The following is a 21,073-nucleotide window of genomic DNA, read 5'->3' on the forward strand; positions in this document are numbered from 1 at the left end:
ATTATGTTAAATAGAGGAATAACCAGTATCACAATTGGTCTGAAAGCATTGCCCCCTCGCATGCTGGATCGTTAATCGTTGCTGCAAGCTGTGCCGCCGTCCATGGCGTGGCCCATACGCGTTTATCCCGGTTTGCAGATCTGACACTGTCAGAACGCAATGGTTGGCATCTCCTTATCCATTGTTGCGGTTGTGCTCAAACCGGTAGGTCAGATTCAGCTGCAGCCGTGGCGCTTCGCTGCGATCCCCTGCCTGATTGTCTCGCATGCCGTAGGCGAACTCGGCCCCGTAACTGAGATGGTCGTCGTGTTGGCGAACCAGGCTAACCGTGCCGTAGCGAGTGCGGCGCATGGCATCCGCCGGCAGATCCCTATCGTTTTCCAGGGTGATCTCTCCGCCGACCAGAGCCAGAGTCCAGTCCGGTCGGAACCGCCATTGCCCGGCCAGATATCCGCCCTGGGCCAGTAGCGGCTCCAGTCCCCTGTCAGCAAAGACATAGCCATCCATGCCCCCATCGCCGAAGCCGGACAGGTCATTGTAGTAATGGGCCATGGCCTCGCCGTAGCTGGCGCTGGCAAGTAACGTGACCGTGTCACCCAGGGCCAGTGTGCCACTGACTACACCCCCGGTAGCACTGGCAAATTGCTGGTCTCCATCGGCGAATTCCACCCCGATTTCCCGGTGCACTAGCCCTACTCGTCCATGGCCGCGTCCATGGGGCTGGGTCCAGGCGGCGATGACATCGGGGCGGCGACCGCTGGCACTGCTCAGATTCTCCGGGTCATACACTTCCGGATTGGGATCTTCCAGCGCCAGGGTGAGATGCTCGCCCTGCCAACGCACCCCTGTCTGACGGGCAAAGATGGCACTGTTTGGCCCCTGGGAATCCAGGGTCAGCGGCCAGGCGGTGCCGTCCAGCAAGGCGGTATAACCATAGCCGGCACGCAGGGCACCGTATTCGAAATAGAAATCGCGCACCCGCAATTCATAACCGTCAACGCTACCGAACAGATCCATGGCAAACACGGCTTGGGCACCACCGCCCTCTCCTATCCGCACGCCAAGCTGGCTGTTTTTTCCGTGAAGCTCAACGTTTTGCTGGTGGGTGTCGCCGGCAGGGATGGTGCTGGGGATCAACAGATCGTTGAGGCCCGCATTCTTGTCATCGTAGATGGCGTCCACGCTGACCTTGCCGAAGACGGCGAAGCTGGGCCACTGCGGATCATTGGACCGGGGACGGGTTGGCGCATCCTGGCTGAGGCTGGCCTTGAGCTGATTCAGCTCCTGTTGCAGACGACGGATTTCAGCTTCAGTGGTATCCGCGCAAAGGCCCGCCGAGACCAGAGCGCTACTGCTGAAAGCCGTCGTCCAGATGGTGGTTCGCACCCTGGACATGACAATCTCTCCTGAAGTCCACCGGATCACGGTGGGCGTTCAATGTTTTGCTTCAACGTCCCGGGCTTCCGTGCCTTGTGGGCTGTCCGGGGCGGTAAAACACGAAAGGCGCGGAGGATACGGATCTCAATCGCGGTTCGCTACTAGACGAAATGTTTATTTCGGCAAAATCTTGTTCTGGGCGGACGGATGGAATGCAGGTTTTTGCGGGGTGGGTCGTCAAGGAACCTGCCTGTCGCTGAACCCGACGATGTCGGGGCGACGACAGGCAGTTTTCTGTCAGCGGTCTATTACTTGCTCAAATAACGCATGGCCTTTTCCAGGCCTTCGATGGTGAGCGGGTACATCTTGTGTTCACTGAGCTGCTTGATCCATTGGGTGGAGGTGGTCATCTGCCAGGCCCGCTCCGGTTCCGGGTTGAGCCAGGCCACTTTCTCGTAGGTTTCCATGACGCGCTGGAACCAGACGGCCCCGGCCTCCTCGTTCCAGTGCTCCACGCTACCGCCCACGGAATTGACTTCGTAGGGACTCATGGCCGCATCGCCGACAAAAATCACCTTGTAGTCGCTGCCGTACTTGTGCAGCACGTCCCAGGTGGAAATCTTCTCGTCCCAGCGACGGCGGTTGTCCTTCCACACATATTCATAAATGAAGTTGTGGAAGTAGAAATACTCCATGTGCTTGAACTCCAGCCGGGCGGCGGAGAACAGCTCTTCGCAGAGTTTGATATAGGGGTCCATGGAGCCGCCCACATCAAAGAAGATCAGCACTTTGACCCGGTTTTCCTTCTGCGGACGCATCTTGATGTCGAGCAGACCCGCATTGCGCGCAGTGGAGCGGATGGTGTCATCCATATCCAGCTCTTCTTCGCGCCCGGTGCGGGCAAACTTGCGCAAACGACGCAGGGCCAGCTTGATGTTGCGCGTGCCCAGTTCCACGGAATCGTCCAGGTTGCGGAATTCCCGCTTTTCCCAAACTTTCACCGCCCGCTTGTTGCGGGACGGGCCGACCATGCGCACGCCCTCAGGGTTGGCGCCGTAGCCGCCAAACGGGCTGGTGCCACCGGTACCGACCCACTTGTTGCCGCCCTGGTGCCGTTTTTCCTGCTCTTCGAGCCGCTTGCGCAGCTCGTCCATGATTTTTTCCAGGCTACCCAGGCCCTTGAGTTTCTCGAACTCTTCCGGGCTGAGGTTCTTCTCCAGCTCCTTGCGCAGCCACTCATCCGGAATCACCTTGTTGAGCCAGTCCGGCTCCAGGTTTTCCAGCCCTTCGAAGTAATTGGCAAAGGCCTGATCGAAGCGGTCATAGAACTTTTCGTCCTTGACCATCACCGCCCGGCTGAGCAAGTAGAAATCCTCAACAGAACCGAAGGCCACATGGGCCTGGAGGGCATCAAAGAGGTCCAGCAGCTCACGCAGGGTCACCGGGACCCGGTAGCGGCGCAGATTTTCGAAGAAACCAATCAGCATAATCAGTCAGCGCTGCGGTTAGCTTTCGCGACGGTTCATGAACGCCAGGCGCTCAAGCAGCTGGACGTCCGACTCGTTTTTCAGCAACGCGCCATAAAGCGGCGGCACGGCACTCTTGGTATCCCGGCTACGCAGGATATCCGCCGGAATATCGTCGGCCATGAGTAGCTTGAGCCAATCGATCAGCTCACTGGTGGACGGCTTCTTCTTCAGCCCGGGCACCTTGCGCAGATCGAAGAAGATTTCCAGGGCCTCGGTGACCAGGTTCTTTTTGATCTCCGGGAAATGCACATCCACGATGGCCTGCATGGTCTGGGCATCGGGGAAATTGATGTAATGGAAGAAACAGCGACGCAGGAAGGCGTCGGGCAGCTCTTTCTCGTTGTTGGAGGTGATGATCACGATCGGGCGCTGCTCGGCGCGGATGGTTTCCCCGGTCTCGTAGACGAAGAACTCCATGCGATCCAGTTCCTGCAGCAGGTCGTTGGGGAACTCGATGTCGGCCTTGTCGATCTCATCGATCAGCAGCACCACCTGGCCGTCATGGGTAAAGGCTTCCCACAGCTTGCCTTTTTTCAGGTAGTTGGACACATCTTCCACCCCTTCGGCGCCGAGCTGGGAGTCACGCAGGCGCGACACCGCATCGTACTCGTACAGGCCCTGCTGGGCCTTGGTGGTGGATTTGATATTCCAGGACAGCAGCGGCAGGCCCAGGGACTCGGCCACCTGTTCTGCCAACAGGGTCTTGCCGGTACCCGGCTCACCCTTGATCAGCAACGGGCGCTTGAGGGCGATCGCTGCGTTAACGGCCATTTTCAGGTCGTCGGTGGCCACATATTGGCCAGTACCCTGAAACTGCATGAAACTCTCCACACTAAACAGTTAATCGAACGGGTGAACGGGCGGCACACTCTACCAGCGCCCCGAAGACGTCGCCAGTTACCAGCAGGCCAATCCCCTTTCAACGCAGGATCCGGCCTGCAGGCGATATGACAGAGGGGCAATTTAGCAAGGCTGCCACCACCCGCAAAGGGCGAGAACAGCCAAGTAAACAGCGATTTACGTCACTATGCGGTGAGGAATTGAGGGCGGATTAGCGCCCAGGCTGTGCCATAATCCGCCCCATGAACCTGCTGCTGCTACACCCTCATCAATATCTTCACGACAATCTCTGGTGCCTGGACGAGCGCCAGGGTCGTCATGTGCGCGATATTCTGGGGTTGGCAGAGGGAGACACTTTCCGGGCCGGAATTCTCGATGGCGGCGTGGGATTGGCACGGGTAGAGTCAATTAAAAACAATGAGATAACGATTTTATTTAATGTAGAGTCTCATTCGACCCCTGCCCCATCGCTTTCCCTTTTGCTGGCCCTGCCCCGGCCAAAGATGCTCAAACGCATCCTGATCGACGCCACCAGTCTGGGCATCAAACGTATTGTGCTGATCAATAGCTGGAAGGTGGACAAGAGCTACTGGCAAACCCCGAATCTGAAGGCCGGCCTGCTGCGGGAAAAGATGCTGCTCGGGCTGGAACAGGCCCGGGACACGTCCCTACCCGACCTTATTCTCGCGCCGCGTTTCAAACCCTTCGTGGAAGATGAGCTGGACCGCTGGGCCGGGCCCGGCCGGCGCCTGCTTGCCCATCCCGGCGACTTCCCGGCCATGCCCTGTGATCTGAGTGAGCCTGTCACTCTGGCCATCGGCCCGGAGGGTGGCTGGACTGACTACGAAGTGGAAATGCTGCAGCGGCAGGGATTTGCCTGCCACAGCTTCGGGACGCGAATTCTCAGAGTGGAGACTGCGCTGCCCGCGCTGGTCGGACGCTTGATGAGGCTGCCGTAGGAGCGCCGCTCACTGTGCTCTGCGGGTGTGAGGCGCGAACCCCGATTGGCACAATTCGGCGATTCGCGCCTCGAGAGGCGCTCCTACAGGTGCAACTTAACGGCGGTAAGGGCCGCGGGCCTTGCGGGGCGGTTTGCTGCCGGTACGCTGATGGCGCAGGCGGGCACGGCCGTAGAGGCCGGTGTATTTCTTGCCCTTCAGCTCCACCTTGCCGATCAGGGCCTGGATTTGCTCGGCTTCCAGTTCCATCCAGCGGCCCTGGCGCAGCTGTGGCGGCAGTGTCAGATCGCCAAAGCGAATTCGCATCAATCGGGCCACATCCAGATCCTGGGACTGGAACAGACGGCGCACTTCCCGGTATTTACCCCCGGTCAGCGTCACCTTGTACCAGTGGTTGGCGCCCTCTTCCGCGCCGCCGGCATCTTCGATACTGTCGAATTTGGACACACCATCTTCGAGCAACACGCCATCGAGCATGGCCTGGCGCTTTTCCGGGGTCATGCCGCCACGGACGCGCACTGCGTACTCACGGACGAAGCCATTGGACGGGTGCATCAGGCGATGCGCCAACTCCCCGTCGGTGGTGAACAGCAGCAGCCCGGTGGTATTGATGTCCAGACGCCCTACCTGCACCCAGCGCATGCCCTGCAGGCGTGGCAGATTATCAAACACCGTGGGGCGTCCTTCCGGATCGTTGCGCGAACACACTTCGCCGGGTGGCTTATGGTACATGATCACGCGCTGAACAATGTCTTCTTCCGGCTTCACTTTAATAATCCTGCCATCCACACGTAGGGTGTCGTCATTGCCAACCCTGTCACCCAGGGTTGCCACTGTGCCGTTCACCGAAACCCGGCCATCGGCAATCCATTTTTCCAGCTCCCGACGGGAACCAAGGCCGGCTCGCGCCAGCACTTTCTGCAATTTTTCAGTCTCACTCATGACGGGTCTGGCTGTCCTCTGCATTCTCGTTCGCAGCGGCATCGGTGCCGTCAGCGTCATTATCGGGGGCATTGTCAGCCGGTTCTGCCTGGTCGGCCGCAGCATCTTCAGCCGGGCTCTCCGAATCATCCCTGTCGACAGACGGTTTGCGGCGGAACTCCTGCTCAAAGCTGCTCAGCACCGAATCCACCTTGTCCATGCTCATCAGGGTGGCGTCGTCAATTTCCGGTTCCTGCTCGAGCCCCGGGAAAGCCTCCTGATCGCCCGGCAGCCGGGCTTCGCGTTCGTCTTCCAGCATGCCATGGCCGTCCTCCCCTTCCGGCGCCTCGTCCATATCTCCGGGGCCCGCATTGGCGGGAGGTACATCGCTGAGGGACAGCTCCTCGTTGATCTTGTCCAGATCGCGAATCTCTGACAGCGGGGGCAGGTCTTCCAGGCTCTTCAGGTCAAAGTAGTCGAGAAAGTGTTTGGTGGTGGCAAACATGGCCGGCCGGCCCGGTACATCCCGGTGGCCCACCACGCGTACCCAGTTTCGCTCCAGCAAACTCTTGACGATATGCGAGCTTACCAAAACACCACGAATTTCTTCGATTTCGCCACGGGTAATGGGTTGGCGATAGGCAATCAGTGCCAGGGTTTCCAGAATCGCCCGACTGTAACGCGGCGGCTTCTCCTGCCACAGCCGGCTGACCCACTGGCCCAGTTCCGGGCGAGCCTGAAAACGGAAACCGGAGGCCACTTCCTTCAGAAAGATGCCGCGGTCTGCATAGGCCGCATCGATATCTTCCAGGTATTTACCCAGATCCTGCTTGCTGGGACGATCCTCCTCGTCAAACAGGGACAGGATGGCATCCCGGTCCAGCGGGCCTTCCGCCACCAAGATGGCGGCCTCAATAATTTTTTTTATCTGCTCAGCTTCCACGCTTACCCCTTGGTTCCGTCATGGGCATCGGTTTCATCATCCACGCCGTCATCGGGTTCGTCTTCCAGTTCCAGTTGAGCCAGCACGTCGGATTCTTCCAGCACCAGGGTCTTCGCCTTCACATGAATCGGGGCAAAAGGCCCGTTTTGCACCAGTTCGATCAGGCTGCCTTTAACCAGCTCCAGGGTGGCCAGGAATGTGACCACCACACCCAGGCGCCCTTCTTCCGGGTTAAACAACTCCACGAAAGGCACAAAATCGCGGCCCTTGAGTTTGTCCAGGACGTTGGCCATCCGCTCCCGGGTCGACAGCTTCTCGCGGGACACCTGGTGGCTTTCGAACATGTCCGCCCGGTGCATCACCTCTTTCAGGGCCAACAGCAGCTCGCGCATATCCACGTCCGGCTGCGCCTTTTCGCGGGTAAACTCCGGGCGCTTTGCTTCGGCGGGGAAGATATCCCTTTCCAGCCTTGGCAGCTCGTCAATGTCCTCTGCTGCCTGCTTGAAACGCTCGTATTCCTGCAGACGACGAATCAGCTCAGCCCGCGGGTCGTGCTCTTCATCCTCCTCGTCATCCTTCTGACGGGGCAGCAGCATCCGTGACTTGATCTCACCGAGCATGGCCGCCATCACCAGGTATTCCGCCGCAAGCTCGAAGTTCATCGCCTTCATCAGCTCCACGTATTCCATGTACTGGGTGGTAATGGTGGAGACGGGAATATCGAGAATGTCCAGGTTCTGGCGCTTGATCAGGTACAGCAGCAGATCCAGCGGGCCTTCGAACGCTTCCAGGAAGACTTCCAGTGCATCCGGCGGAATGTACAGATCGTCCGGCAGCTTGGTGATCGCCTTGCCATACATCAGGCCAAACGGCATCTCAGCCTGGCTGGGATGCAGCGGCTTCATGACGGGTGTAGCTGTGGGTTCTGCCGGTTCAGTCATGTCTCTCTCCCGAGTGCGCAGCTGCGCCTCAGCGGTAATTGAGCCCCATGGCGGCACGGACTTCTTCCAGGGTGGCGCGGGCAGCCTCGCGGGCTTCTTCGCAACCTTCAGCGACCAGGGTGCGGACCAGATCCGGGTTGCGCAGGTGTTCTTCGGCGCGCTTGCGGATCGGTTCCAGCTCTTCCTGAACCGCTTCGATGACCGGCTTCTTGCAGTCCAGACAACCGATGCCGGCACTGGTGCAGCCCTCTTTCACCCACTGACGGGTGTTGTCATCGGAATAGACCATATGGAACTGCCATACCGGGCAGTTATCCGGGTTGCCCGGGTCGGTACGGCGAACCCGGGCCGGGTCGGTCGGCATGCGACGAATCTTGCTGTCGATATCCGCCTCTTCCTCACGCATGGTGATGAAGTTGCCGTAGGACTTGGACATTTTCTGCCCATCCAGGCCGGGCATCTTGGAGGCCGGTGTCAGCAGGGCCTGGGGTTCCGGCAGGATCACCTTGCCGCCACCCTCCAGATCGCCCATCAACCGTTCCTTGTCACCCAGGGTGATATTCTGCTGGCTTTCCACCAGGGCGCGGGCGGTTTCCAGGGAGGCTTCATCGCCTTTTTCCTGGTACTGACGACGGTGGGTCAGGTAGACCTTTGCCTGTTTCTTGCCCATTTTCTTGATGGCGGCATCCACGGCTTCCTCGAAGCCCGGCTCACGGCCATAGAGGTGATTGAAACGGCGCGCCACTTCCCGCGTGAGCTCCACATGGGCCACCTGATCAGCACCGACCGGTACCTGACCGGCCCGGTAAGCCAGAATGTCGGCGGATTGCAGCAGCGGATAGCCCAGAAACCCATAGGTGCTGAGGTCTTTCTCGCGCAGCTTTTCCTGCTGATCTTTATAGGTAGGCACCCGTTCCAGCCAGGACAGGGGCGTCATCATGGACAGCAACAGATGCAACTCTGCGTGCTCCGGTACCTGACTCTGGATAAACAGGGTGGCGGAACCGGGGTTCACACCGGCGGCCAGCCAGTCGATCACCAGATCCCAGACGTGTTGTTCGATCTTGTGCGGATTTTCGTATTCGGTGGTGAGTCCGTGCCAGTCTGCCACGAAGAAAAAGCACTCGTACTCGTGCTGCAGACGCGCCCAGTTCTTCAGCACGCCATGGTAATGACCCAGATGCAGACGGCCGGTGGCGCGCATGCCTGAAACAACTCGCTGGGAGGGAACCACGGAACTCAAAGCCTACTCCTTAACAAACCCGACGATCCGTGCGCTGCCATTGGCAAGGCACGGAGGAAAGCCCGGGATTATACGGTGAACCGGGCCATCAGGGACAGTGGCAAGCGGGCTCTTTGCGGCAGTCCGGGCAAAAGATAACCAGTCGCGGCGGAGATCAGTAAATACTGTCCACCGGCCCTGCCCCTTCACGCACCACTTCGGGGCCATCGCCATCGGCCAGCGAGATGACGGTGGTTTCGGTGACACCACAGAAGCCCCCGTCAATGACCAGGTCCACCTGCCCCTGCAGGAAATCACGGACATCCTGGGGATCGGTGAGAGGAAATTCATCATTGGGCAGATGGCAGGTCGAGGTCATGATCGGCTCGCCATGCTCGGCCAGCAACGCCTGGCAGATGGGATGATCCGGCACCCGGATACCGATATTGCGCTTCTTCGGGTCCATCAGCCGCCGTGGCACCTCGGTGGTACCCTTGAGAATGAAGGTATAGGGGCCCGGCGTGTGGGACTTGAGCAAACGGTAATCTGGGTTTTCCACCTTGGCATAGATGGCCAGCGCGGACAGGTCATGACACAACAGGGTGAACTGGTGCTTCTTGTCCAGCTGCCGCATGCGGATCAGCCGATCCAGGGCATTTTTTTCACCGATGCCACAGCCCAGTGCATAGGTGGTATCCGTCGGGTAGGCGATCAGCCCGCCGTTGCGAATCACATCCACAGCTTGCCGGATAAGGCGAGGCTGGGGTGTTTCAGGATGGATATAGAGGATTTCGGTCATAAAGAAGCAATTAATAATGAATAATTAATAGTTAATAATTAACATCAAAAAAAGCCAATAGTGGATTGTTTTTAAAGTCATTCACTATTAACCATGAATTGATATCTGTCGCCCTTCCCACACCGGCCTGGCCCCCTTCGGCACCGGCGGCAATCGCCCCAGGGCCAGCCATTTCTGCTCTGGCGAGTGAAAATCCGACCCGGCGGACACCTGCAAATCAAAGTGCTGCCAGCACTCATCCAGCAACGCGGTCTGTTGCGGGGACAGTCCCGGCATGGCGACTTCCAGTCCATCGCCGCCGGCTTCCTTGAAGCTGGCAAGAAACTGGCGCAGTTTCTTGCGGGTCATGCCATAGGCTTGCGGGTGGGCCAGCACCGCCGAGCCTCCTGCGGCATGGATATCCGCAATGGCCTCATGCAGCGAACACCAGGGCGTTGCCACAAACGCGGATTGGCCCTGCTTGAGGTAACGGTTAAAGGCATGTCGCTGGTTGCGCACCCTGCCCGCCTCTTCCAGAAACCGGGCAAACAAGGGGCGACCCGGGGCATCGGTGCCTGCCAGCTCGCAGGTGCGTTCATAGCTATTGGCCAGCGTGGCAGCCCGGTCCAGACGACGGCCTATCTCCCGGGCACGATTGACCCGTGCGGCCTGCTGGGCAGCCACCCTTTCCTGCAGCTGGGCGCAATCGGTATCCAGCCATAGCCCCAACACATGATACTCACGGTTTTCGTGTCGCACGGACAGCTCGATCCCGTTCACCAGCCTGATGCCATGCTGGCGAGCAGCCTCATCCGCCTCCGGCAGTCCTGCCAGAGTATCGTGGTCGGTCAGAGCCAGGCAGGTCACTCCGTAGTCTGCAGCCCTCGACACCAGCGCTGCAGGGCTTAGAATACCGTCGGACGCCGTGCTGTGACTGTGCAAGTCGATTGTATGCTTACAGGAGATAGCCAGATCCTCTCAGGGTTCTTGATGTTTCTGCTATGACGCCAAATCCGCCAAATGGCCCGGAAAGGTCGGCGGATCACTGGGCCAAGGCGCAGGGTAGCATTTTTGTCCCCGTTACCGGCATTTTTAACGGCGCCAGGCCACCCCCATCGATCAAACGGAATCAGCAATGACCGACAGCGATACCCCCGAACAGACCCGCAAACCCACTGCGCCGGCGAAACAGGAAAGCCTGCTGGCCAATCTGCTGATCAACATCATCATTCCTGCCCTGATCCTGGCGAAACTCTCCGGGGACGACTGGCTGGGCACCAAATGGGCCATTGTGGTCGCATTGGCATTCCCCCTGCTCTATGGCCTGCGGGACTTTCTCAAGACCGGCAGGGCCAATTTTTTCTCCGGGCTCGGCATTATCAGCATTCTGCTGACCGGTGGCATCAGCCTGATGGAGCTGGACGCCAAATACATTGCGATCAAGGAAGCAGCCATTCCGGCGCTGCTGGGTTTTGCGACGATTGTATCCCTGCGCACGCGTTGGCCATTGGTGAAAACGTTCCTCTACAACGACAAGGTGCTCGATACCGAGAAAATTGCGTCCCGACTGGCCGAGAACAATAGCGTGTCCGCCTTCGAGCAAACCCTGAAACAGGCCTCCTGGATGGTGGCAGCCTCGTTTTTTCTGTCCTCGGTGCTGAATTACTTCCTGGCCATGCTGATACTGACCAGCCCTCCCGGCACCGAAGCCTTCAACGCTGAACTCGGCAAGATGACAGCTCTGAGTTACCCGGTTATTGTCTTGCCTTCCATGATTGTACTGATCCTTGCCATGGTCTTTCTGTTTCGCCGCATCGGCAAACTCACCGGCCTGAAGCTGGAAGAGATCATGGCCGCACACCACCGCTAACCCCCAAACGAAAGAGCGAAACCATGCTGTACGCGATTATCAGTGAGGATGTGGCCAATTCCCTTCCCTTGCGCAAACAGGCCCGGGCGGACCACCTGGCCCGCCTGGAAAGCCTGAAAGAACAAGGGCGGCTTATTCTCGCCGGCCCGCACCCGGCCATCGACAGTAACGATCCCGGCGACGCCGGTTTTACCGGATCGCTGGTCGTGGCCGAATTCCCGTCCCTGGAAGCGGCCCAGCAATGGGCTGATGCGGACCCCTACATTGCTGCCGGTGTGTATGCCGGCGTCACGGTAAAACCGTTCAAGAAGGTGCTGCCCTGAGCTGATGGCGGGCAGATTGCCATTTTTTACAAAGACACCACGGCCCACAGCGCGAAATGTGATTATGGTAGCGCCGCAACCCTGATGACTTCTTTAGACTGCGCGGCCTGATACGAAGGAGTAATGACCCCCATGCTCGCAAGACTGGTTTGTTTCCTGGCAATAATGGTAGCCAGCCATACGGCGGTTGCCTCGACTGCCTGGGTGGATGACAGTATTTATGTGCCCATTCGCTCATCCGCCAACCCGGCTGGACGAATCCTGCACCGGGGTATCAAGAGCGGTACCCGCATTGAGTTTCTCGGTTTTGACGGGGACTGGGCGAAGATCCGCTACAAGGACATAGAAGGCTACATCGGCAAGCAATACCTGAGCCAGACCCCCACCGCCGAGATCCTGCTGGAACGGGCCAATCAGGCCAGCGAACAGGCCAAGGCGGAAGCGGCCAAACTGCGGACCCAGCTGGCAGAGCTAAAAGGTCAGCACCAGGCCCTTTCCGAACAGTCATCCGAACTGAAGAATGCCCTCAGCGCCCGCAGTAATGAACTGGAGCAACTGCAGGACGTGGCCTCGGATCCGATCCGCCTGGACCAGGCCAACCGTCGCCTCAACGAGGAGCTGAGCCTGCTTCGATCCGAGCTGGATCAGGTCAAGGGCGAGAATGTGATGCTCCGCAACAACAATACCTCCCAGCAATGGATCACCGGGGTCGGCATTCTGCTGCTTGGCCTGATTGCCGGCATGATCATGCGCTCCCGTTCCGGGCGCCGTCGCAATAGTGGTTGGGCCAACTGACCCCTGCCCCCGCAATCCTGATAAAGGCCATGCCATACCCGCATGGCCTTTTTTATGCATAAACGGTCCAACACCCTGTATTTTCGGCAAAAATGACCGAAACGGACACGGGACATGCCCACAGCCTTTGGGTAGCATGCGTGTTTACCCTGATATTGATGACGACAGTTATGACTCTCTGGCACAAGATTCGTGGCGCCCTGGCCCTGCTGGGCATCCTGGTCAACACCCTGCTTCTCTGCCTGCCGCTTTACTTTTTTGCCCTGCTGCGCCTGGTCCTGCGCGGGGAAAAAGCCCAGGTGGTGTTGTCCAAAATCCTCGTGTTCATCGCCGAAACCTGGATCGGCATCAATAACGCCATTATCGGCCTGACCAGTCAGGTGAAATGGAACATCACTGGCATGGAGAGCCTGGACCGGGATCAATGGTACCTGGTCACCTGCAACCACCAGTCCTGGGCCGATATTCTCGTGCTGCAGCGCATTTCCAACCGCCGTATTCCGTTCCTGAAGTTTTTCCTCAAGCAGGAACTGATCAAGGTCCCCCTGCTGGGACTGGCCTGGTGGGCGCTGGACTTCCCCTTTATGAAGCGCTTCAGCAAGGCGGAAATTGAAAAGAACCCGTCGCTGAAGGGCAAGGACCTGGAAACCACCCGCAAGGCCTGCGAGAAATTTGCCTACTTTCCCACCTCGGTGATGAACTTTTTTGAAGGCACCCGCTTCGACGCGGAAAAACACGCCAAGCAACAATCCCCCTATAAACACCTGCTCAAACCCAAGGCCGGCGGCGCCGCCTTTACCCTCAATGCCATGTCAGGACATTTGCGAAATTTGCTTGATGTGACCATTATTTACCCCCCGGAGGCTCCTCGCTCTCTGCTGGCTTTTCTCGGCGGCGCCATGAACGACATCGACGTGATCGTTCAACAGCGTGTTATTCCTGCCTGGGCCTCGGAAGGCGACTATGAATCGGACCCGGAATTCCGCGCCCGATTCCAGCAATGGATTGGCGAGCTCTGGGCGGAAAAGGATGTCTTACTGACTTCGAAAATGGACCGATAAGCCAGAGTTCGGCATATCGGCCCACAAAAAACAGGGACCCGGGAAGCACCCGGGCGAGACATTATGTTTGGCCGATTTCTGAAACCACGCTGGCAGCACGCCAATCCCGATATACGGCTGAAGGCCGTCGAGCAACTTTCCCCCAGTGATGACGAGGCCACCCTGGCCCGCCTCGCCCGGGGGGATTCCAATTCCCTGGTGCGAGCCGCTGCCAGTGGCCGGATTACCGATTTTTCCCTGCTGGATGAAATCCATCAGCGTGATGAGGAACCCTCCGTGCGCGAGGCCGCCTCACTACGCATCATGGCGTTACTGGCCGGCACCGCCGAAGGCGCTCCCAACAGTGAAACCCGGTTGCGATTGATCCGCCTCACCGGCAACCGGGACGCTCTGGCCTATATTGCCCGCAACAGCCCCGACGAAATGTGCCAACAGGCCGCCATCGAGCGCCTGGACGATGACAGCCTGCTGTTCGAACTGGCGCTGGAGAGCAAGACAGAAACCCTGCGTCTGGAGGCTGCCCAGCAACTGCGCAGCCTGTCCCTGCTCAAGCGTCTGAGCCGCGAAGGCCGCGATAAACGCGTGACCCGGCTGGCCAGGGAACAAGCCAGGGCGTTGCAGGAAAAAATCCAGCTGGAAGAAGCCGAATCCGCACGGGTGGTCCAACTGGCCGATCGACTGGAACAACATGCCCGCCGTTCAGTGGATGCGCTGTATGGCCCGCGCCTGGAACAATTTGAGCAACAGTGGCAGGAAAGCCGTAACCGGGCGACACCGGACCTGGCCGAGCGGGTGCAACAGGCCCTGCAGCACTGCCGCCATCAACTGGCGACCCTGCAGGAAGAAACCCATCGCCAGGCATTGGCAGATACCGCCCGTGCAGAGCGCGAGGCCGCCGCTCACAACCTGTATCAACTCCTCAGCCACAGCGAACCGCAGGCCTGGGAAGCCCAACTCGGCGAATTGCGCTCTGCCCTGGCCACCCAGAAACGGCGCTGGGACAGCGCCAATGAGCAAGCGCCAGCGCCTGACAATGACCGGCAGGCCTTCGACGACCTGGTGAGCGCTTTCGAGCGCATGTTGAGCCTGGCTACGGAGATTCTCGACGCCCGGGATGATCCCGCTCGCCTGCGCAGCCTGGCAGAACAGTGGCCGACGGGATATCCCAAGCCGCCCTTGCTGAGTGCACTGGCAACAGAACCCCGCGAAGAGAAGCCCGCTTCCGCTCCCGGCCGGCCGACGGCCAGTCCCCATCAAGGGCTGCTGGTTGCCCTGAAACGGGAACTCCGTGAAGGCAACCTGCGCCATGCCAATCGTCTCTGGCACAAGGCCCAGGCCATTGTCGAGGAAGGCGATGATCCGGCGCTGGCCAACCAGCTGAAGAAGCTGGAATCCCGACGCGCCGAACTGCAGGACTGGCACCGGTTTGCTGCTGAGCCCAAGAAAGTCTCGCTGTGTGAATCCATGGAAGCCATTGCCGACAGCGCCATGGATGCCCCGCAACTGGCATCGGCCATCCAGGCGCTTCATGACGAATGGCGGGCCCTGATGAGTTCTGATCAGGATGAGGACCAGGCCCTCTGGGACCGGTTCAAGGCCGCCTCCGATCGTGCCTATGAGCCCTGCAAGGCCCATTTCGCCGAACAGGACGCACTGCGCCAGCAGAATCTGGAAAAGCGCCGCCAGCTTTGCGAACAGCTGGAGCATTTTATCAGTGCCCAGGACTGGAGCCGGGCAGACTGGCAAGGCATCTGGCAAATCCGCCAACAGGCACCGAAGGACTGGAAGGCCATCCAGCCGGTGCGGTTCACCGATGCCCGGGAGGTGCAGAAACGCTTCTCCGCCATCCTTTCTGACCTGGATGACAAGTTGAAAGACTATGTGGAACAGGCGGAAGCGGCCCGGCAAACCCTGATCAACCAGGCGACAGCGCTGACCGAGCAGACCGATGTGGGTGAAGCTACCCGCCAGGCCCAGCAACTGCAGAAACAATGGCGAGACACGCCATGGCTGCCACCGGCTCAGCACCGTGCCGGGCAAAAGCAGTTCAAGAAAATCATGGATGGCCTGTTTGCGGAGCGCAATCGTCAGCACGCCGAGCGTAAGGCAGAACAGGAGGCCCGTTCACAGGAGGCACAGAGTGCCGTTGAGCGCCTGCAAAACAGCCTGGATGCCCCTTTCTCGACAGATGGCGCCGACGACCTGAAGGACGCACTACGCGCTGTTGAGCAATTCCACAGCGCTGCCCTGCCCCAATCACTGAATCGCCAGGCCCAGCAACTTCGACGCCGCGCCCGGGAAAGACTTGATCGTCTCTCTGAATGGAAACACTGGCAGGCACTGCAAGAGAAGGTAGAGAGCCTTGCCGACACCAATGAGAGTGACGAAACCGCCCTCACACTGGCGGTGGCCTTCGAAGCACTGGCCGGGGTACCCAGCCCGGAAGCTGAACGCCAGCGACGCCTGCAATGGCAACTGGAGAAATTGCCGTCAGCCATGAAGCAGCAGGAGTTTGCCGCCCTGGAGGAGATGGGCCGCCTGCTTGACGCCCACGACCAGGCCGTTTCTACCGCAGTACGTAACCGCCTTCTGCAGGCGCTGGCTGTTCTGGAGCCCGGCAGTGAGTAAGGCCAACTTCCTCACCCGATTCGCCAGCACCCCCAGAGGAATACGCTGGTTTCTCAACTTGTACGGCCCGTATCTCGGAGCTGGAGTGCGGGTGGATTATCTGGCTGAGGATTTCCGCGAATTGAAGGTGTCCATGGGCTTGCGCTGGTACAACCGCAACTACGTGGGCACCCATTTTGGCGGCAGCCTTTATTCTATGGTGGACCCGTTCTACATGCTCATGGTGATGAACGTGCTGGGTCGTGACTATATCGTCTGGGACAAGGCCGCAGAGATTGATTTCATCAAACCGGGCACAGGACGGGTCCATGCGCACTTCCAGCTCACGGATGCCATGCTGGATGATATCCGCCAAGCGACGGCGGATGGCAGCAAGTACCTGCCCTGTTGGCCGGTGACCATCGTTAACGATCAGGGTGAGACGGTGGCCACCGTCAACAAAACGCTTTATATCCGCAGAAAATCCCGGCACTGAAGACATCAACCGGTCCCGCTTCCCAGGCTCCTCCATCGGGGTTGCCGTAAAACGCCGGCCAGCCGCCGCTACTGCCCAAAACGCCCCGACTTTTCCAGATAGGCCTGCTCTTCCGCTGTACTTTCCCGGTCCAGAGCCGCATTACGATGGGGGAAACGGCCAAAACGACGAATCAACTCCCGGTGTTGCCTTGCCGCGCTGACACTGTCTTGTACCGACTGCCGACAAAAATCCGGCGACCGTTCCAGCAATGCGGTCATGCTTGTCAGGCAGAGATCCTGCAAATCCTCATCCTCGGCATGCATGAGCGGCATCAGGAAAAACACCTGGGCGCACAGGGGCAGCTTGCTGTGCATCTGCCTGGAGACCCCTTCCACGGCCAGTGTGGCGGCCCGGTGATCGCCCGCAAACGCCCTGCGCTGGCCCCGGTAGATATGGCGGGGAAACTGATCCAGCACCAGGATCAAGGCCAGACGTGACAGCGGCTGACGTTCCCAGTCCACCAGCTCCTGCTGAAGGCCAGCTTCCACATAGGCGCCGAAACGATGGTCTATTTCCGCATCATCTCCGGCGCTGGCCCGAAACCATTTCCGGGTCACCGATGACGCCGGCCAATCCTGGCTCAGGCCATCCTCAAACCAGTAATCCAGTACCTCCTGCCAGGGGGGCGTCAGCTCAAACATCCTCGTCCCCTTTGCCATTGCCGCACTGTGCGGGCAACACCGGTTCAAGCACGGAAACCGCATGGCGCTTCAACAATGGCTGCGCCTCTTCGGTGGGATGAATTCCGTCTTTCTGCAACCAGCCCTGTTCTACCACGCCCTCAAGGAAAAACGGGAACAAAGGCACCTGTTTGTCGTCGGATACCTGACGGAACTGTTGTTCGAACAGGCGGGTATACTGTTGCCCGTAATTGGGGGGAATCCGCATGCCCAGCAGCACAGGCGTCGCATTGGCCGCACGGCTTTTCTCGATCATCTGTGTCAGATTGTTCGCCATGGCCACCGGGGACAGGCCGCGCAGTCCATCATTACCGCCAAGCTCAATGACCACGATGTCTGGCGAATGCGTGTCCAGCAGGGCCTCAAGGCGACTATTGCCACCGGCGGTGGTTTCTCCACTGACCGAGGCATTGATCACGGGGAAATCACGGCAGCGCTGTTCCAGTTCTTTCTCCAACAGGGCGACCCAGCCGGCGGATTTTTCAATCCCGTAGGCCGCGCTGATACTATCGCCAAGCACCAGCAAGCCACCGGCCTGCACAGACAACGACGCCATTGCCAGAACTGTCACTAAAAGAAGCCGAATCATGAATACAAAGTCTCCCGTATTGAGCGCCCGAAACCTTGGCAAACGTGTCCAGGGACCAGAGGGCGGACTGGACCTGTTGCAGGATATCACGCTGACGGTGAATGCCGGTGATAGTCTGGCCATCACCGGGCCGTCAGGTTCCGGCAAGTCCACATTGCTTTCCCTGTTGGCAGGTCTGGATGTGCCCACCAGTGGCGAGGTGTTGCTGGGAGACACCCCCTTCAGCAGTGGCAGTGAAGATCAACGTGCACGGCTGCGCGGCGAGCATTGCGGCTTTGTCTTTCAGCATTTCCAGTTGGTAGCGGATCTTACCGCCCAGGAGAATGTGATGCTGCCGCTGGAAATTCTTGGCCGTGACAAGGCCCGCGACACCGCCCGACACTGGCTGGGCCAGGTGGGGCTGGGCAAGCGTTGCCACCACTTCCCCGCCCAACTGTCAGGCGGTGAACAGCAGCGAGTGGCCCTGGCCCGAGCCTTCGCGGTCGCCCCTTCGTTACTGTTTGCCGATGAACCCACGGGAAGCCTGGATTATGCCAACGGCGAGCACGTGGCAGACCTGCTGTTTTCTCTGAACCGGGAACAGGGCACCGCCCTGGTGCTGGTCACCCACGACCAGACCCTGGCTCGCCGTTGCAGTCGAGCCATGTCGCTGGTGGAGGGCCGTCTTGGTGTTTAAACCCTGGCGTTCCCCCGCATTCCGCGTGCAGGCACTGGCCGTGCTGGTGGCAGCCTTTGCCATGACCGCCATGCTGATCCTGCGCGACACCGTGGACCAACGATTCAATCAGCGAACCGCCGTTGCCCTGGGGGCGGACCTGATCCTGGAAGGCAGTCGTTTTCCGAAACCGGAACAACGGCAATGGCTGGCCGACGCGGAAGGCACCCGCCAGGCCGAGAGCGTGACGTTTTCCAGCGTGCTGATCCATGACGAGCGTTTTTTGCTGGCCAGCATCCGTGCGGTTTCCGCCGGCTTCCCCTTGTATGGGGAAATCCGCATCAGTGACAGCCGATTCGCTGACCCGTATCCGGTGAGCCACGGCCCGAAACCCGGCCATGTCTGGATCGCCGGCACCGGACTGGACCGTCTGGGCATGCAGACCGGGGAGTTTATCACCCTGGGCGAGCGCAGCCTGTTGATCGACAAGGTGATTGTCCAGGAACCGGACCAGCAGGCGGGCTTCTACAGCATGAACCCCCGCGCCCTGATCCATCTTGATGATCTGCAGGATGCAGGCGTACTGGGTGAAGGCAGCCGCTACCGACACAACCTGCTGGTGGCGGCGGATGATGCCACTCGTCAGCAGCTGGAGGATCGTCTGACCCCGGCACTGCGCCCGGACCAGGAACTGGAAACCGTGGCCAATACCGACCTGCGCAGCCGGGGTCCGGTGGAACAGCTTTTCCTGTGGTCACAACTGGCGGTGATGCTGGTGGTATTGCTTTGCGCGGCAGCCATTTACCTGACTTCCAGCCACCGGGCGCGACACCAGCAAACCCTCTGCGCGGTGATGAAAACCGTGGGTGCCAGCCAGGGCGCCATCGTACGCCGTTTGTTGGGCGGGGATGCCCTGGCATTGTTGATCCCGGCCCTGGTCGGCATTGCCCTGGCCGCTGCCACCGGGCTTTACCTGATCGCCCTGATGGGCGGCAATATGGCGTTCCCCGTCATGGCGCCGCTGCTGGGTATCATCGGCCCGGTACTGCTGTGGCTGGGATTTGCCGCCCCCACCCTGTGGGCGCATCTGGGGTTGCCAGCCACCGCCCTGCTGCAACAACGGGAAAACGCGCCTGGCCGCCAGCGCTGGACCCTGTTGATTGCGCTGCTCACTCCGGTTCCGATTGCAGCCATGATGAGCGGCTCACTGAGCGCGTTGTGGCCCCTGCTCTTGCTGACCTTCGCCATCGCAGTGGGACTGCCATTGCTGCTCTGGCCGCTGGTGTCCCTGCTGGATCGTGCCAGCGGCAAGTTGCCACTGGCAGCCCGCCTTGCCTTGCGTCGGCTGAGTCGACGGAAGACCACCACCCTGCCCCTGCTTGCCGCCCTGGTGGTATCACTGGCCGTGTTAGCCATGTCCATACAGACCGGTCGGCAGCTGTTGACCGACTGGCGATCCACTCTGCCCGAGAACGCTCCCAACTATTTTGTCATCAACCTGTTCGATCAGGATCTGGCCCCGTTCAAAGACTGGCTGGCGGCACATAACAGCGACAGCCAGCCCCTCTACCCGGTGGTACGTGCCCGGTTGACGGCGGTCAATGGCGAACCGGTTCGTGAGGCGGTGACCAAGGAGCAGGACCGGGGCGAGCGAGCATTGAATCGGGACCTGTCACTGACCGAAGCAGACACCTTGCCCGACAGTAACCTCATGCAGGAAGGTCGCTGGGCCGACAGGCCCGGCGAGGTTACAGTGGAAAGCAAGCTGGCCGAATCCCTGGGACTGAAGGTAGGCGACCGGCTGACCTTTACCGGTGCTGCCACCCCCATCAAGGCGGAAGTGGTGGGCTTGCGAAACGTGGACTGGGAGAGTTTTGCCCCCAACTTCTACTTCATGTTTTCCCCCGGCACCCTGGAGGCCCAAAGCCGCACCTGGATCACCAGTTTTTATCTGCCACCGGAGAAGAGCAAAGCCCTTGGCAGTCTGGTACAACAATTTCCCCAGATCAGCTTGCTGGATGTGAATGCGATCCTGGCCACGCTGCAAGAGATTGTGACCCAGGCCAGTCGAGCCGCGTTCTTCGTCGGTCTGCTGTTGATGCTGGCCGCCCTGCTGGTGCTGGCGGCGGCATTGCTGGCCAGTGCCGATCAGATGCGTAAGGACAACCATCTGCTGATCGTCATCGGTGCCCGTCAGCGTCTATTGCGTCGCACCGCGGCTCTGCAGGCCCTGTTCCTGATCGGCGGGGCCGCGTTGCTGGCAAATCTGATTCACTTTGCCTCACTGTTTCCTCTGGGGCAGAGGTTGTTTGATGGGCAGTTGCCGCTGAGTCTCTGGTTGCTGCTGCCCTGGGCTGTCACCCTGGTACTGGTGCTGGCGGCGCAGATCGCGCCACCACTGCAGCCCGCTCCCCGTGGGGGAAAAGCCTGACTGCATTCCCCCTG

Annotated in this window: 20 protein-coding genes; 9 read left to right on the top strand and 11 right to left on the bottom strand. The window is 59.7% G+C overall.

The genetic code is table 11. The annotated features are described in order from the left end of the window. Positions 1 to 174: 174 nt before the first annotated feature. From A0251_RS06300 to A0251_RS06310, 3 genes are all read right to left on the bottom strand, one after another. Positions 175 to 1,395, bottom strand: a complete 1,221-nt coding sequence (locus A0251_RS06300; RefSeq protein WP_062816018.1) for a hypothetical protein — start codon at positions 1,393 to 1,395, stop codon at positions 175 to 177. A gap of 290 nt (positions 1,396 to 1,685) precedes the next feature. Further along, positions 1,686 to 2,864 carry a VWA domain-containing protein gene (locus tag A0251_RS06305; protein WP_062816019.1) on the bottom strand — a complete coding sequence of 393 codons (1,179 nt, stop codon included), beginning with the start codon at positions 2,862 to 2,864 and terminating at the stop codon, positions 1,686 to 1,688. Positions 2,865 to 2,882: 18 nt separating this feature from the next. Next, positions 2,883 to 3,725 carry a MoxR family ATPase gene (locus A0251_RS06310; RefSeq protein WP_062816020.1) on the bottom strand — a complete coding sequence of 281 codons (843 nt, stop codon included), beginning with the start codon at positions 3,723 to 3,725 and terminating at the stop codon, positions 2,883 to 2,885. A gap of 263 nt (positions 3,726 to 3,988) precedes the next feature. Here A0251_RS06310 and A0251_RS06315 point away from each other — a divergent pair, with 263 nt between their 5' ends. Beyond that, positions 3,989 to 4,705, top strand: coding sequence for a 16S rRNA (uracil(1498)-N(3))-methyltransferase (locus A0251_RS06315; RefSeq protein ID WP_062816021.1), 717 nt, complete (start codon positions 3,989 to 3,991; stop codon positions 4,703 to 4,705). 96 nt (positions 4,706 to 4,801) lie between these two features. On the opposite strand, the gene rluB is transcribed toward A0251_RS06315, so the two are convergent. The 6 genes from rluB to A0251_RS06345 form a co-directional block, all read right to left on the bottom strand. Next, entirely contained in the window at positions 4,802 to 5,647 is an 846-nt protein-coding gene (gene rluB / locus A0251_RS06320; RefSeq protein ID WP_062816022.1) for a 23S rRNA pseudouridine(2605) synthase RluB, read from the bottom strand. Beyond that, the gene (gene scpB / locus A0251_RS06325; RefSeq protein ID WP_062816023.1) at positions 5,640 to 6,569 is read right to left on the bottom strand and encodes an SMC-Scp complex subunit ScpB; all 930 of its coding nucleotides are present in this window, start codon (positions 6,567 to 6,569) and stop codon (positions 5,640 to 5,642) included. The genes rluB and scpB overlap by 8 nt, the downstream gene beginning before the upstream one ends. A gap of 2 nt (positions 6,570 to 6,571) precedes the next feature. Further along, positions 6,572 to 7,510: a ScpA family protein gene (locus A0251_RS06330; protein ID WP_062816024.1), complete on the bottom strand. Its 939-nt coding sequence runs from the start codon at positions 7,508 to 7,510 to the stop codon at positions 6,572 to 6,574. A 28-nt stretch (positions 7,511 to 7,538) separates the two neighbouring features. Beyond that, positions 7,539 to 8,753: a tryptophan--tRNA ligase gene (locus A0251_RS06335; protein ID WP_082810788.1), complete on the bottom strand. Its 1,215-nt coding sequence runs from the start codon at positions 8,751 to 8,753 to the stop codon at positions 7,539 to 7,541. Positions 8,754 to 8,907: 154 nt separating this feature from the next. After that, positions 8,908 to 9,531: an L-threonylcarbamoyladenylate synthase gene (locus A0251_RS06340; protein WP_062816026.1), complete on the bottom strand. Its 624-nt coding sequence runs from the start codon at positions 9,529 to 9,531 to the stop codon at positions 8,908 to 8,910. Between the two features lie 87 nt (positions 9,532 to 9,618). Then, positions 9,619 to 10,452 carry a PHP domain-containing protein gene (locus A0251_RS06345; protein ID WP_255357613.1) on the bottom strand — a complete coding sequence of 278 codons (834 nt, stop codon included), beginning with the start codon at positions 10,450 to 10,452 and terminating at the stop codon, positions 9,619 to 9,621. A gap of 193 nt (positions 10,453 to 10,645) precedes the next feature. Here A0251_RS06345 and A0251_RS06350 point away from each other — a divergent pair, with 193 nt between their 5' ends. The 6 genes from A0251_RS06350 to A0251_RS06375 all read left to right on the top strand — a co-directional run bounded on the left by A0251_RS06350 (position 10,646) and on the right by A0251_RS06375 (position 16,662). Continuing rightward, entirely contained in the window at positions 10,646 to 11,380 is a 735-nt protein-coding gene (locus A0251_RS06350) for a VC0807 family protein (protein ID WP_062816028.1), read from the top strand. A gap of 23 nt (positions 11,381 to 11,403) precedes the next feature. After that, complete coding sequence (locus A0251_RS06355) at positions 11,404 to 11,703, top strand: YciI family protein (RefSeq protein ID WP_062816029.1); 300 nt, start codon at positions 11,404 to 11,406, stop codon at positions 11,701 to 11,703. 132 nt (positions 11,704 to 11,835) lie between these two features. Further along, positions 11,836 to 12,498, top strand: a complete 663-nt coding sequence (locus A0251_RS06360) for a TIGR04211 family SH3 domain-containing protein (protein WP_062816323.1) — start codon at positions 11,836 to 11,838, stop codon at positions 12,496 to 12,498. Positions 12,499 to 12,668: 170 nt separating this feature from the next. Continuing rightward, positions 12,669 to 13,559: an acyltransferase gene (locus A0251_RS06365; protein WP_062816030.1), complete on the top strand. Its 891-nt coding sequence runs from the start codon at positions 12,669 to 12,671 to the stop codon at positions 13,557 to 13,559. 63 nt (positions 13,560 to 13,622) lie between these two features. Further along, positions 13,623 to 16,187, top strand: a complete 2,565-nt coding sequence (locus A0251_RS06370) for a DUF349 domain-containing protein (RefSeq protein ID WP_062816031.1) — start codon at positions 13,623 to 13,625, stop codon at positions 16,185 to 16,187. Beyond that, a complete protein-coding gene (locus A0251_RS06375; protein WP_062816032.1) occupies positions 16,180 to 16,662 on the top strand; it encodes a DUF4442 domain-containing protein in 483 nt (160 codons plus the stop codon). The genes A0251_RS06370 and A0251_RS06375 overlap by 8 nt, the downstream gene beginning before the upstream one ends. A gap of 68 nt (positions 16,663 to 16,730) precedes the next feature. Here A0251_RS06375 and A0251_RS06380 read toward each other — a convergent pair whose 3' ends face one another. Next, entirely contained in the window at positions 16,731 to 17,345 is a 615-nt protein-coding gene (locus tag A0251_RS06380; protein WP_062816033.1) for a DUF924 family protein, read from the bottom strand. Then, a complete protein-coding gene (locus A0251_RS06385; RefSeq protein WP_304438776.1) occupies positions 17,338 to 17,955 on the bottom strand; it encodes an arylesterase in 618 nt (205 codons plus the stop codon). Before A0251_RS06385 ends, A0251_RS06380 begins: the two co-directional genes overlap by 8 nt. 16 nt (positions 17,956 to 17,971) lie before the next feature. Between A0251_RS06385 and A0251_RS06390 the strand changes: the two genes are divergently transcribed. Continuing rightward, a complete protein-coding gene (locus tag A0251_RS06390; RefSeq protein ID WP_062816035.1) occupies positions 17,972 to 18,649 on the top strand; it encodes an ABC transporter ATP-binding protein in 678 nt (225 codons plus the stop codon). Beyond that, positions 18,642 to 21,059, top strand: a complete 2,418-nt coding sequence (locus A0251_RS06395) for an ABC transporter permease (protein WP_062816324.1) — start codon at positions 18,642 to 18,644, stop codon at positions 21,057 to 21,059. Before A0251_RS06390 ends, A0251_RS06395 begins: the two co-directional genes overlap by 8 nt. Positions 21,060 to 21,073 lie beyond the last annotated feature (14 nt).

The organism is Alcanivorax sp. NBRC 102024, from assembly GCF_001602235.1.
In the GTDB taxonomy this organism is placed as follows: Bacteria; Pseudomonadota; Gammaproteobacteria; order Pseudomonadales; family Alcanivoracaceae; genus Alcanivorax.